This window comes from Streptomyces albireticuli (assembly GCF_021228125.1).
GTDB classification, from domain to species: domain Bacteria; phylum Actinomycetota; class Actinomycetes; order Streptomycetales; family Streptomycetaceae; genus Streptomyces; species Streptomyces albireticuli.
This window is the reverse complement of sequence record NZ_JAJQQS010000017.1, coordinates 213,518-226,434: the sequence shown is the minus strand read 5'-3', so window position 1 is coordinate 226,434 and position 12,917 is coordinate 213,518. Positions and strand designations below refer to the sequence as shown.

At 71.8% G+C, this 12,917-nt stretch carries 13 protein-coding genes; 12 read left to right on the top strand and 1 reads right to left on the bottom strand.

The features are described from left to right. Positions 1-7 precede the first annotated feature (7 nt). From LUZ64_RS27745 to LUZ64_RS27725, 5 genes are all read left to right on the top strand, one after another. Entirely contained in the window at positions 8-256 is a 249-nt protein-coding gene (locus tag LUZ64_RS27745) for a hypothetical protein (protein ID WP_232390387.1), read from the top strand. Then, positions 253-1,470, top strand: a complete 1,218-nt coding sequence (locus LUZ64_RS27740; RefSeq protein WP_095582123.1) for an ATP-grasp domain-containing protein — start codon at positions 253-255, stop codon at positions 1,468-1,470. Before LUZ64_RS27745 ends, LUZ64_RS27740 begins: the two co-directional genes overlap by 4 nt. A 72-nt stretch (positions 1,471-1,542) precedes the next feature. Then, the gene (locus LUZ64_RS27735) at positions 1,543-2,166 is read left to right on the top strand and encodes a LysE family translocator (protein WP_095582124.1); all 624 of its coding nucleotides are present in this window, start codon (positions 1,543-1,545) and stop codon (positions 2,164-2,166) included. A 94-nt stretch (positions 2,167-2,260) separates the two neighbouring features. Further along, positions 2,261-3,508, top strand: coding sequence for an ATP-grasp domain-containing protein (locus LUZ64_RS27730; protein ID WP_095582125.1), 1,248 nt, complete (start codon positions 2,261-2,263; stop codon positions 3,506-3,508). A 4-nt stretch (positions 3,509-3,512) separates the two neighbouring features. Beyond that, positions 3,513-4,811, top strand: a complete 1,299-nt coding sequence (locus LUZ64_RS27725; protein WP_095582126.1) for an MFS transporter — start codon at positions 3,513-3,515, stop codon at positions 4,809-4,811. Positions 4,812-4,955: 144 nt separating this feature from the next. Here LUZ64_RS27725 and LUZ64_RS27720 read toward each other — a convergent pair whose 3' ends face one another. Continuing rightward, positions 4,956-5,963: a LuxR family transcriptional regulator gene (locus LUZ64_RS27720; RefSeq protein WP_095582127.1), complete on the bottom strand. Its 1,008-nt coding sequence runs from the start codon at positions 5,961-5,963 to the stop codon at positions 4,956-4,958. 247 nt (positions 5,964-6,210) lie between these two features. Between LUZ64_RS27720 and LUZ64_RS27715 the strand changes: the two genes are divergently transcribed. From LUZ64_RS27715 to LUZ64_RS27685, 7 genes are all read left to right on the top strand, one after another. Then, positions 6,211-6,402 (top strand): hypothetical protein, encoded by a 192-nt coding sequence (locus LUZ64_RS27715; RefSeq protein ID WP_095582128.1) that lies wholly within the window; start codon positions 6,211-6,213, stop codon positions 6,400-6,402. Between the two features lie 88 nt (positions 6,403-6,490). Beyond that, positions 6,491-7,267: an FAD-dependent thymidylate synthase gene (thyX, locus tag LUZ64_RS27710; RefSeq protein WP_095582143.1), complete on the top strand. Its 777-nt coding sequence runs from the start codon at positions 6,491-6,493 to the stop codon at positions 7,265-7,267. A gap of 37 nt (positions 7,268-7,304) precedes the next feature. After that, positions 7,305-7,898 (top strand): LOG family protein, encoded by a 594-nt coding sequence (locus tag LUZ64_RS27705; protein ID WP_095582129.1) that lies wholly within the window; start codon positions 7,305-7,307, stop codon positions 7,896-7,898. After that, positions 7,895-8,947: an isopenicillin N synthase family dioxygenase gene (locus LUZ64_RS27700; protein WP_232390386.1), complete on the top strand. Its 1,053-nt coding sequence runs from the start codon at positions 7,895-7,897 to the stop codon at positions 8,945-8,947. Before LUZ64_RS27705 ends, LUZ64_RS27700 begins: the two co-directional genes overlap by 4 nt. Before the next feature lie 111 nt (positions 8,948-9,058). Beyond that, entirely contained in the window at positions 9,059-10,369 is a 1,311-nt protein-coding gene (locus LUZ64_RS27695; RefSeq protein WP_095582131.1) for an MFS transporter, read from the top strand. Continuing rightward, complete coding sequence (locus LUZ64_RS27690; RefSeq protein WP_095582132.1) at positions 10,366-11,607, top strand: ATP-grasp domain-containing protein; 1,242 nt, start codon at positions 10,366-10,368, stop codon at positions 11,605-11,607. The genes LUZ64_RS27695 and LUZ64_RS27690 overlap by 4 nt, the downstream gene beginning before the upstream one ends. Beyond that, positions 11,604-12,893, top strand: a complete 1,290-nt coding sequence (locus LUZ64_RS27685) for an ATP-grasp domain-containing protein (RefSeq protein ID WP_095582133.1) — start codon at positions 11,604-11,606, stop codon at positions 12,891-12,893. Before LUZ64_RS27690 ends, LUZ64_RS27685 begins: the two co-directional genes overlap by 4 nt. Positions 12,894-12,917 lie beyond the last annotated feature (24 nt).

The window sequence follows — 12,917 nt, the reverse complement described above, 5'->3', positions numbered from 1 at the left end:
GAACCCTGTGCAAAGCAACGCAGCACAGCTGCTGGAATCGGCCCACAAGGCGGTCGCCAAGGAATTCGGCCCGGACGACGACCTCGCCCGGGTGGCGCTGCACCTCATCGAGTGCGCGACGGACGTGGTGGGCGGGCTGCCGGACGCCGATCTCGACGCCGCCCAGGAGGCCCTGGGCGCGGCCCGTGCCGCCGTCCTCACCGCGACGTACGCCGTGCGCCGGATCCACGACCACGCCAGAAGGGAACAGCCTTGAGCGACCACATCCTGGTCATCCACCGGTGGCGCGACCGGTACGCGCTGTACGAGAACTACATCGACCACAGCGCGCACCGCGTCTCGTACGTGACCACGGTGCTGGGCCGGCAGTCCATCCCCGAGAGCGCGGCGGGCATCGTCACGGTCCGTGCCACGGACGACTTCCACCAGGTCAAGCAGGCCGCCGACACCCTGTCCGTGCGCTTCGGCACGCCGGCCCGGGTGGTCGCGCTCAACGAGGGCGACCTGGACACGGCGGCGCTGCTGCGCGCCCAGCTCGGCTGCCCCGGGCAGAGCCCCATGGAGCTCGCCCGGTTCCGCGACAAGCTGACCATGACGGAGCTGGTGGCGGGCGCGGGGATCCGTACGCCCGCCTTCGCGGACGCCCCCGACGCCGAGTCGGTGCGGGAGTTCGCGGACGCCCACGGCTGGCCGGTGATCGTCAAGCCCCGCCGGGGGACCGCCAGCCGGGGCGTGATGCGCCTGGACTCGGCGGCGGACCTCGGCGAGCTGGAGGCGCTGGAGCCCGAGGCCCGGCTGGTGCAGACGCTCTGCCCGGACACGATCTTCCACATCGACGGGCTGTGGACCGGCACCGCCCTGGGCCCCTGGACGGCCTCCCGCTATGTGAACACCTGCGTCGACTTCACCGAGGGCCAGACCCTGGGCTCGGTCGAGGAGGACGATCCGGAACTTCTCGGTCCGCTCGGTGAGTTCACCGCCGCCGTCTCGGCCGCCCTCGGCGGGCGCCGCCCCTGGGTCTTCCACCTGGAGGTGTTCGTCGGCACCGAGGAGTCCGGCGCGCCCCGGCTGACCTTCCTGGAGGCCGGCTGCCGGGTCGGCGGCGCGGAGATCCCCTTCATCTGGCGCGAGGTGCACGGCGTCGACCTGATGTCCGCCGCGGCCGCCATCCAGGTCGGCCGGGAACCGGCGCTGGACCCGGTTCCGCACGGCAGCACCGGCGGCTGGCTGCTGGTGCCCACCCCGGTGCCCGCGCCCTGCGAGGTCGTCGGCACCTCGCTGCCGCCGAGTTCCGGCCCCGCTCCGTACGCCACCGTCGTCCCGCAGATCGGCTATGTGATGCCGAAGGTCGGCGGTTACGAGCACGTGGGCGCCCGGTTCCGGTTCCGCGGCGGCACCACCCACGAGGTGGAGAAGTCGATTCTGGCCACGGCCGACCAATTCACCCTGGACTGCGTTGCGGTTGAATGACCGGGATCCCCCGTCGCCCGGGGCGGCTTGCGGCCCGACCGCCGGCAAACGCTCCGTTAGCAAAGGAGTTGTATGGTCAGCATGCACGCCGTGGTGGGCATGGCGGTCATCGCGCTCGGCCTGGTGCTCACCCCCGGCCCCAACATGATCTATCTGGTGTCCCGTTCGGTGACCCAGGGCAAGCGGGCCGGACTGGTCTCGCTGCTCGGCGTCGCCGCGGGCTTCTTCGTCTACCTCCTGGCCGCCATCGCCGGCATAGCCACCCTCTTCACCCTGGTGCCGGCCGTCTACACCTCGGTGAAGCTGGCCGGCGCGGCGTATCTGCTCTGGCTCGCCTGGAAGACGCTCAAGCCCGGCGGCACCTCCGCCTTCGACCCCAAGCCGCTGCCCCCGGACCCGCCGCGCAAGCTCTTCACGATGGGTCTGGTCACCAACCTCCTCAACCCCAAGATCGCGATCCTCTATATCTCGGTGCTGCCGCAGTTCGTCGAGCCCGACAAGGGCTCCGTGGCGCTCCAGAGCCTCCTGATCGGCCTCACCCAGATCGTCGTCGCGGTCACCGTGAACGCCCTGATCGCCCTGGGAGCCGGATCCATCTCCGCCTTCCTCAAGAGCCGTCCCCGGTGGCTGAACATCCAGCGCTATGTGATGGGCACCGCGCTGGCCGGGATCTCGGTACGCGTCGCCGTCACATGAGACCCGGCGGCCCGTCCTCCCGGCACACCCCTCGCCTCACCCCTCGCCCCACCCCTCCTACGAGCCCTCGTACGACAACAAGCGGAGTCAACTGATGTTTCGAGTAGCGTGGATCGGCGGCCGCCCGGCCCCCATCGCCGGCGCCAAGGACCTGGGCATCGACATCGTGCTCGTCCACGAGGAGGGCCTCTACGAGCCGTCGATCGCGGAGCACTGCGAGCGCATCGTGCACGCCCCGATCACCGACGGCCCGGCCGTCCTCGAGGTGCTGCGCCCGCTGCACGAGGAGCGCCCGTTCGACCGCGTCCTCACCACCTCCGAGCCGGCCGGCGTCGCCTGCGGCCACGTCGTCGACGCGCTGGGCCTGCCCGGCGTCGGCGAGCAGACCCAGCGCTCGCTCAAGGACAAGGCCCTCACCCGCGAGCTGCTCGCCAAGCACGACCTCAGCCCCGTGCGCCACCAGGTGGTGCACAGCGCCGAGGAGGCCGCGGAGTTCGCCGCCTCGGTCGCCGGGCCGATCGTCCTCAAGCCCGTCGACGGCGCGGCCAGCCGCCACATCAACCGGGTGGAGGGCGCCGAGGAGGCCGTCCGCGCCTGGGAGTCCATGACCGCGGCCGGACTCACCTCGGCCCTCGCGGAGGAGTTCCTCTCCGGCCCGGTCGTCAGCGTCGACGGCTTCTCGCTCGGCGGCCGCCACCTGGTCATCGGCTACTCCGATTACCGCATGAACGACCGCTTCGTGGAGTGGGCGGTCAGCACCCCCAGCCGGGTCGCCGTCCCCTACCTGGACGAGCTGCGGGACATGACCGCCCGGCTGCTCGACGCCGTCGGCCTGACCGAGGGCCCCTCGCACAGCGAGTACGTGCTGACCCCGAACGGCCCCCGGGTCCTGGAGTCCCACGCCCGGCTCGGCGGCCACGCCATGCAGCACCTGGTGAACCGGGCCTTCGGCCTGGACCTCGCCCGGATGATGCTCACCGTCCCGCTCGGCATCGACGAGCTGCCGCTCACCCCGCCGGAGCCGATCGGCGGCGCGGCCATCCAGTTCTTCGTCCCCGAGCCCGGCACCGTCGAGGCCGTCGAGATCGACGACGACATCGACGCCGTCGTCCGGCGCGTACCGCCGGGCGAGCTCACGGACGCCTACCTCCCGCTCCTGCACGAGATCACCCCCCACGACCGGGGCGTGGTGATCGCCCGCAACCCCGGGGACACCATCCCGCCGCTGCGCACCGTCGCCGACTGCTGCGCGGGCTTCATGCTGGTCACCGGCGACGACGGCGACGACGCGGTGGCGCGGTGCGACGTGATCGCCCGCCAGGTCCGCTTCCGAACCGCCTGAGCCCGTGACGTCCCCCTCGGAAACGCCCTCGCGCACGCGGGCGGACGCGGCGGCCTCCCCGGAGACCGCCGCGCCGGCCGTCCGCTCCGTCTTCGCCCTCAAGGACTTCCGGTACGTCTTCGCCGCCGGGGCGACCAGCAAGTTCGGCACCCAGATCAGCTATCTGGCCGTCCCGCTGCTCGCCGTCACGGAACTGGACGCCTCCACGGGCCAGGTCGGCGCGCTCGCCGCGCTGAGCACCCTCGCGTTCCTGCTGATCGGGCTGCCGGCCGGCGCCTGGGTCGACCGGATGCGCCGAAGACGCCTCCAGATCACCGCCGACGTGGTCCGCGCCGTGCTCTTCGGCTCGGTCCCGGTGGCCTGGTGGTACGACGCCCTGACTCTCTATCAGCTCTACGCGGTCGTGCTGATCGGCGGCGTGGCGACGGTCTTCTTCGACGTCGCCAACCAGAGCTTCCTGCCCCACGTCGTGGGCCGTGAGCGGCTCGGCGAGGCCAACGCCCGGCTGATGAGCGCGGAGGCCGTCAACTCGGTCGCCGGGCGCGGCGCGGGCGGCTACCTCGTCCAGCTGATCACCGCCCCGCTGGCCATCGGCGTCAACGCCGCCACGTATGTGGTCTCGGCGCTGTGCCTGCTGCGGGTGCGGCGCCCCGAGCCGGCGCCGAAGCGGCAGCCGGACCGGCACCTCGGCAAGGAGATCCTGGAGGGCGCCCGCTTCGTCCTGGGCCATCCGCTGCTGCGCCCGATAGCCCTGGAGGGCGCCGCCACCAATCTGGCCGTCCAGATGAGCCTCACCCTGCTCCCGGTGCTCTTCGTCCGCGAGCTGCGCCTCTCCGAGGGCCTGCTCGGCGCCTACCTGGGCCTCGGCGGCGTCGGCGCCTTCCTCGGCTCCCTGTGCGCCCGCGCCCTCGGCCGGCGGCTCGGGCACGGCCGGTCGATGTGGGTGATCGGCCTGGCCGTCGCCCCGATGGGAGCCCTGATCGCCCGCCTCGACCGGGGCCCCGCGCTCTGGATCGCCGCGCTCGCCTGGCTGGCCATCACCTTCAAGATCGGCTCGGACAACGTCATCAAGGTGACCGCCCGCCAGGAGCTCACCCCCGACCACCTCCTCGGTCGCATGAACGCCACTTTCCGCTTCCTGGTCACCGGCGCCCTGGCCGTCGGCTCCCTCCTGGCCGGCCTCCTGGCCGAGCTCGCGGGGCTGCGGGCGGCGCTGTGGACGGGGGCGGGGATCATGGCGGTGAGCTGGCTGCTGATCTTCTTCTCGCCGCTGCGGTCGATGAAGGAACTGCCCAAGGCGTGAGGGGCCGGGGGCGAAGCCCCCACTCGGGTCGCGCTCCGCCCGCGTCCGGCCGTGCGCCGGGCGCGGGCGGTCGTCCTCGTGCCGCCGGCCGGGACCCGGCGTCCGCCGCCGCGACGTCGGCACCCGTACGACCGGGCCCGGACCTCACGCCGGCGCCGCGCTCCCCTCCCGCGCCTCCTGCACCGCCACCCGGTATCCCAGCTGGAACAGCGTCTCCGCGTCCAGCTCCTGCTTCAGCCGCGCGATGTGCGACGCACACGTCCGCTTGCTCACGCCGATCCGGCGGGCGATCACCGATTCGCTCTCGCCCTCGATGAGGAGCCGGACGATGGTCTGGCGGAGTTCGGTGGAGATGGCGGAGGTCGCGGCGGTGCTGTAGTCCGTGGGGAACGGCGTGGCGCGCTGCCAGTTGCGGTCGAAGATATCGGCGAGGTAGCGCACGACGGACTCGTCCTTGATCAGGACCGCGCTGTTGTCGTCGTCGGCGGCGGGGATGAAGGCCAGCCGGCGGTCGACCACGATGAGGCGCTTGAAGAGTTCGTCGAGGGTGCGCACCTGGGCGCCGAGGGCCGTCACCTCGGTGACGTAGGTGCGGGTGACCGGGTCGAACTGCGCGCTGTGCTGGTAGAGGGTCCGCATGCTCGCGCCGCGGTCCAGGAGCGGCCGGTCGCGGCCGAGCGCCTCCTGGAGGACCGCGCTGGACCGGCCGCCGCCCGGCTGCGCCGTGAGGAGCTCCTCCCGGCAGCCGCCGAGGGCGCTGTCCAGGTGGAAGTTGATGGCGTGCCGGCCGCGCAGCCTGTCGAACGCGTCGTTGCGGACGGCGGACTGCCGCATCCGCTGGTACTCCTCGACGAACGGCGCCAGTTCGTCCCGGATGTCGGCGGCCTGGTCCAGGAGGTCCAGCGCCTTGGCCCGCCAGGCGACGCCGATCCGCGCCTCGGCGATCTGCGGGTCGAGGGGGAGGTAGCGCCCGGACTCCGCCGGGTCGGGTTCGACCAGTCCCAGGTGCAGGAGCTGCCGCACGGCGTCGTCGCCGGCCGGGAGCGGGCCGGTCGCACCGTCCCGGAGAGCCCGCCGGTACAACTCCCGGGCCTCGGTGGTGAGTACGGGGGAGGTCGGCCCCGCGAGCGGGGGAACGGTGCCCTGATCCATCGCAGTTGCGTCCCGTCGTTAAGTGAATATGCCAGAGGCATTGTCCAACGCGGGTGGTTTGCGGTGCTGTGCGGGGGGCTCGGCCAATATGGACGTAGAAATTCCGGATAGTCGGGAGCCCCCTCACTTTCGTGCAGTGCGAAGAGGTGATCCCGCGCAGCCGTTCTCCCGCCACCCGAGACGGTGCAGGATCGAGTCATCGCCGGGCCGGAAAACGCGGCCGGGAAAACTTCTCAGGGGTGGGGTAATGCGAAAGAACGGCGCGCTGGTCCGGGTTACTCGTCAGGGTTTCGTCAAGACGTCCGTGGTGACGGCGCTGGGATTCTCGGCGATGGCGGCCCTGTTGATCCCGGCCGCATCGGGCCAGGTCACCGAGGACCAGGACCGGACGTTCGTCTCCGCCGCCCCCGCATTCCGCGCCGACTCCGGCTGGGGATAAAACCCCCCGGCCGGGCGGCGAAGAGGCCGCACCGGTGTGCCCCTTATTCGAATTCAATGACACGAACGAAATAATGGAGAGCGCCGCCATGGCGAATGCACGGACCGAAATCACGCCCGACGGCGACACCGCCTCCGTGGGCCTCCTGGACCGCCCCCGGTTCGAGCTGCGCAGCGACATCACCGTGGAACTCGTGGACCACTCCGCGAGCGACGTGGGTGTCGTCCGCGCCGCACGGGTCTCCACCGCTGGCGAGGACGCCCACCGCGAGGAGCGCGGCGAGGGCTATATGGACGGCCTCATCAAGTACCTGATGCGGAGCCGCCACGGGAGCCCGTTCGAGCACAATTACATGACGTTCCTCATCAACGCCCCGATCTTCACCGTGCGGCACCTGATGCGCCACCGCACCTGGTCGTTCAACGAGGAGAGCGCCCGCTACCGCGAGATCAACCCGGTCTTCTACGTGCCGGACGGCGACCGCCTGCTCCGTCAGGAGGGCAAGCCCGGCGACTACCAGTACGTGCCCGGCGCCGACGGCGACCACACGCGGCTCACCGAGTCCGCCTCCCGCGTCTACACGGCCGCGTACGAGGAGTACACGAGCCTGCTGGAGAGCGGTGTCGCCCGGGAACTCGCGCGCATGGTCCTGCCGGTGTCCACCTACTCGGCCGTGTACGCGACGTGCAACGCCCGTTCGCTGATGCACTTTCTCGGCCTGCGGACCAACCGCAAGGACGCCTCCTACGTCTCCCACCCGCAGCGTGAGATCGAGATGGTCGCGGAGCAGATGGAGCGCGAGTTCGCCCGCCTCATGCCGCTGACGCACGCGGCGTTCGACTCCTTCGGCCGGGTCAGCCCGTGACCGGCCGGCACTTCCCCCACGGCGCCGGACGGCAGCGGTGAAGGTCACCGTCTACGCGGGCTCGGCGTCGGGCAACCGCCCGGTGTTCGAGCGGGAGGCCCGGGAGTTCGCCCGCTCCCTGGCCGAGGCCGGAGTGGAGATCGTCTACGGCGGAGGCGCGGTCGGCCTCATGGGCGCGGTGGCCGACGCGGCCCTGGAGGCCGGCGGCACCGTCACCGGCGTGATGCCGAAGTCGCTGGTCGACGCCGAGGTCGCGCACCGCGGCCTGACCCGCCTGCACGTCGTCGACACCATGCACGAACGCAAGCAGATGATGGCCGACCTCGGCGACTGCTTCGTCGCCCTCCCGGGGAGCGTCGGCACCCTCGAGGAGATCGTCGAGGTCTGGGCCTGGCTCGTGCTCGGATACCACGGCAAGCCCGTGACGCTGCTGAACACCGACGGCTACTGGAGCCGCCTCATGGGCATGGCCCGGCGCATGGCGGCCAACGGCTTCCTCCGCCCGGAAGAACTCCAGTCCTTCGTGCCCGTCGGGAACGCGGAGGAACTCTTCCGGATGTACGAGACCTGGCGGCCCCCCGCCCCCCGGTGGGGACTGCCCGAAGGACAGACAAGGAAAGACGGACAATGACGTTGAGTGAAGCGATGCCGCTGCTCCTGGAGACCCCGGCGTCGCCGGTCACCCTCGTGGAGGGGTACGTCCCGGTCATCGACCTGAGCTCGGCCCGCGGCGGCGACGCCCTCGGCCGGCGGAACGTCGCCGAGGCCATCGGCACGGTGTGCGAGACGAGCGGCTTCCTCGTGATCGTCGGCCACGGTGTGCCCGAGGCCGTGATCGCCGAGATGTACCGCGCCACCAAGGAGTTCTTCGCCCTCCCGCAGCCCGAGAAGGACGCGCTGCTGAGCGACCCCGCGGACCCGCTGATGCGGGGCTTCGGCCGGTCGGGCAGCCTCGCCGCGTCCAACGCGGACGCCGCGGTCGAGCACGAGCGCCGCCGCCCCGACCTGTCCCAGACCTTCACGTACAACCGCCTCGGCGACCCGGGGGCCGTGCTGCCGCCCTCCGCCGACGAGCGGCTCCGGCTGCCCAACAAGTGGCCCGCGCTGCCCGGCTTCGAGGAGGCGTACCGCGGCTACTACGCGGCCATGGAAGAGCTTTCCGTGGACATCATGCGGCTGTTCGCGCTGGCCCTCGGCCTGCCGGAGGACTGGTTCGACGACAAGGTCGACCAGCACATGACCAACCTGACGACCAACTACTACCCGGCCCAGCCGGAACCCCCGCGGCCGGGCCAGCTCCGCAAGGGCCTGCACAGCGACTGGGGCAGCCTCACCGTCCTCTACCAGGACGACGCGCCCGGCGGCCTCCAGGTCCAGGGCGCCGACGGCGAATGGCTCGACGTCCCCGTGATCCCCGGCTCCTTCGTGATCAACATCGGTGACCTGATGGCCATCTGGACCAACGACAAGTGGGTGAGCACCGTGCACCGCGTGGTCAACCCGCCCCGCGAGGCCGCCCACCGCGAGCGGTACTCCATGCCGTTCTTCCACCAGCCGAACTTCGACGCCGTGATCGAGTGCATCCCCACCTGCGCCGACCCGGACCGTCCGGCCCGCCACGAACCCGTGCTGTCCGGCGAGTACATCACGGAGAAGTTCCGCCGCGCCTACGACCTGTGACCTGACCGGCGAGCGCACCGACCGCGCCCGGAACGGCCCCCCGGACACCGAACGACGCCGGATCCGCCACCCGGATCCGGCACAAGGAAGCACATATGAAATGGGGCATGAATGTCAGTCGATTCATCCTCTGACACCGGCCGGAACACCCTTCTGGCCCGCCTGGGACTCCCCGACCTGTCCGGCAGCGGCCGTTTCGTCGCGGCGAACGTCATCGACAGCCTGGCCAGTGGGCTCGTCATGGCCTTCATGGTCGTCTACTTCACCAGGACCACGGACCTCTCCCTGGTCTCGGTGGGCACGGCCCTCACCCTGGGCTACGCGCTCGCCCTCCCCGCGCCCGCCGTGGCCGGCCGGCTCCTGGACCGCTTCGGTCCCCGGGTGGTCGTGGGCGTGGGGAACCTGATCTCCGCCCTCGGTTTCGCCTGCCTCTTCCTCGCCCACGAGACCTGGCAGATCGTGGCCACCCAGCTGATCGTCCAGACCGGCGCGTCCCTGTACTGGACCGCCGGCAGCGCCCTCGTGCCCCTGGTGGCGGCGGAAGGGGACCGGACGCGCTGGTTCGGCTTCATCCGGGCCCTGCGCAACGTCGGCATCGGCTTCGGCGGTGCCGTCGCCTCCCTCGCGATGGCCGTCGCCAGCACCACGGGCCTCAGGGTGCTCGTAGCTGTCAACGCGCTGAGCTACCTCCTGGCCGCCTGGCTGATCACCACCTGGCGGCCGGCCGGTGAGCCGAGCGCGGAGGAGAAGGCCGCCGCGGCCGGCGAGGCCCCCCGGGCCGGCTACCTCACCGTCCTCCGTGACGGCGCCTATATGCGGCTGGTCACGGCCAACCTCGCCTTCGTCCTGGCCTCGATGGTGCTCAGCGTGCTGCTCGGCGTCTACGCCGTGGACAGCCTGGGCGCGGGCGCCTGGGTGGCCGGTGTGCTCATCACCCTCAACACCGCCCTCGTGGCCACCACCCAGACCGTCGCCACCCGGTGGATCGAACGGCACCGGCCCGCCAAGGTCATCGCCCTGGCGGCCGTGACCAACGCGGTGGCCTTCGCGGGCTTCGCGGCCCTGAGCCTCGTCCCCTCCTGGGCCGTGGTCGCGGGCCTGCTGGGCGCCGTCGTCCTCTACACCCTCGCCGAGGTGCTGGGCTCCCCGCCGATGGGCGAGCTCAGTGTCTCCATGGCCCCCGCCCACGCCCGGGGCCGCTATCTCGGAATGTTCCAGCTCTCGTGGACGCTCGGCGGCGCCGTCGCCCCGGCGGTGCTGACCGCCCTGCTGGACCGGGGCCCCGCCTGGCCCTGGCTGTTCCTCGCCGGATTCAGCCTGCTGGCCGTGCCCCTGGTCCTGAGCCTGCGGCAGGCACCCGCCCCCGCCGCCCCCACCGTCCACGCCGATGGCGTCTCCGCCATGGAAGGAAGCCACTCGTGAAGAAAGTCCTGCTGATCGAGGCGAACGTCTACGCCGGTGAAGACCTGCTGACGGCGGCCGCCGACCTCGGGTACCGGGTCCACGTGGCCACCCACGAGGACCTCTACGACCAGTACCGGCCCGAGCTCAAGGAGCGGATCGCGGGGACGGTCTTCACCGACTTCTCCGACGCCGGCACCGCCGTCGCCGACCTCACCGCCTTCTGCCGTGCCGAGGGCATCGACGGCGTCGTCACCTCCTGGGAGTTCCTCTCCCCGCTGGCCACCCGGGTCGCCGCCGCGCTGGGCCTGCCCGGCCACGCGCCGGAGTTCGCGGACGCCTGCCGCAACAAGCGCCTGATGGCCGAGGTGTTCGACGCGCACGGCGTCGCCGCGCCCCGCACCGTGACGGCCCCCGACCACGAAGCCCTGGCCCTGCGCATCAAGGAGAGCGGGCTCTCCTTCCCGCTCGTCGTCAAGCCCGCCGAGAACGCCGGCTCCATCGGCGTCAGCGTCGTCCGGTCCGAGGCCGGGCTGCCGGCCGCCGCCGCGCTCGCCCAGCAGCAGACGCACGAGTTCCCGCACGGCATCGCCCTGGACACCACCCTGCTCGCCCAGGAGTACGTGGACGGCGACGAGTTCAGCATCGAGACGATCGTCTCCGGCGGCGTCGCCCACCACCTCGCCGTCACCGAGAAGTTCACCACCGACGACGCCAGCCGCGCCGAGACCGGTCACACCGTGCCCGCCGAGCTGGCCGCGCCGGACCAGGAGGCCGTGCTCGCCGTGGTGAGCGCCGCGATCGCCGCGCTCGGCCTGCGCGACGGAGTCGCCCACACCGAGGTCAAGCTGGACTCCCGGGGCAACGCCAAGATCATCGAGATCGGCGCCCGGCCGCCCGGCGACAACATCATGAAGCTGGTGTCCGAGGCCCTGGGCGTCAGCGAGGCCCGTGCGTACCTCCAGGCCGCCGTCGGGGAGCGCCCCGACGTCACCCCGACCCGTACAGGCGCCGCCGCGATCCGCTTCTTCACCGCGCCGCACGCCGGCACCTTCCGCCGGATCGACGGGATCCCGGAGGCGGGGCACGTCGTGGCCTCCTCGGTCTACAAGCAGCCGGGCGACGAGGTGGGCGGCCCCACCGACAACATCGGCCGCATCGGGCACGTCATCCTCCGCGGTGACACCGCCGCCGAGACGAACAAGGCCGCGCTGGAGATCCTCAACGGCGTCACGGTCGAGATGGAGACCGCGCGATGAAGAGGATCGCCTTCCTGAGGTCCATCGAGGTCCAGCAGACGGCCCCCTACCTGTACGGGCTCCGGGACGGCCTCGACACCGCCGGCATCGAGGCCAGGCTGTTCTACACCGACGGCGAGTGCGGACCGGAGGACTTCCCCGGTACCGCCGAGAAGCTCAGCCCGGACGTCTCCTGCGAGGAGCTCGTCGCCCGCCTCGTCGCGTGGGCGCCGGACGGCGTCGTCTCCCTCTCGATCGCTGACGAGAACGCCCTGCGCGACGCCCTCGTCAAGGAGGGACTGGCCGCCCACGGCATCCCCATGGTCATGCACGGCGTGGAGATCACCCGGACGCTGGCCAACAAGTGGGACACCAAGGAGCTTGTCCGGGCCCACGGCCTGGACACCCCCGAGGGCATCCTCCTCGACGGGGACCTCCTCAACGGCCGCAGCCTGGCGGTACCGGCCTACCCCGAGCTCGTCGAGCGCAGCGCCGAGCTGTTCGGCTACCCGCTGCTCACCAAGCCGCTGTGGGACTGCCTGGCCAACGGGGTCGCCTTCCTCGACGGCTCGGCGGACCTTCAGGAGTACCTGAACCGGCCGTACGACGGCAACGCCGTCCTGGAGAAGTGCCTGCGCGGCGAGCTGTGCTCGGTCGAGATCGTCGGCCGCGACGGCGACTTCCTGATCCAGCCCCTCGTCTGGAAGGGGGAGACCGGCGGCAAGCCCGAGTTCACCTTCGGGGCGCTGCGCTATTCGGCGCCCCGCCCGGCCGCCGAGGCCGACTTCGCGCCGGTGGCGGCCCGGCTCCGGTCGATGTGCGCCGACATCGGCGTCGAGGGCGCCGTCGAGGTGGAGATGATCTACCACGCGGGCACCTACCAGGTCATCGAGATCAACCCGCGGGTCTCCGGCTCGACCACGCTGTCCATCGCGAGCTCGGGGCGGAACACCTACGGGTGCCTCGTCGACATGGTGCGCGGCGACTGGTCCGCCCGGCGGACGCAGGCGCCGGCCGGGGAACGCGAGCGCCTCGCCTTCCAGTTCCCGGTCGAGGGGCTGACGGACGCGCTCGCGCGCGCCCTGGAGGAGGAGCTGGACCTGGTGCGCGCCACCCGGCTGCACATCGACGGCCAGGAGCACGGCAACGTGATCATCACCTGTGAGTTCGCGGACGCCCCCGCCCTGGGCGCCAGGCTGCACTCCCTCCGGGAGCGGTTCGGGATGATGCCGGCCGCGCTCGTCGACGAGATCGCCGCCGTCGCGTGGCCCGCCCCCGTGGCCGCCGCGCTCCCCCTCGCCTCCTAGCGGGCACCACGGCACCGGCGCGGC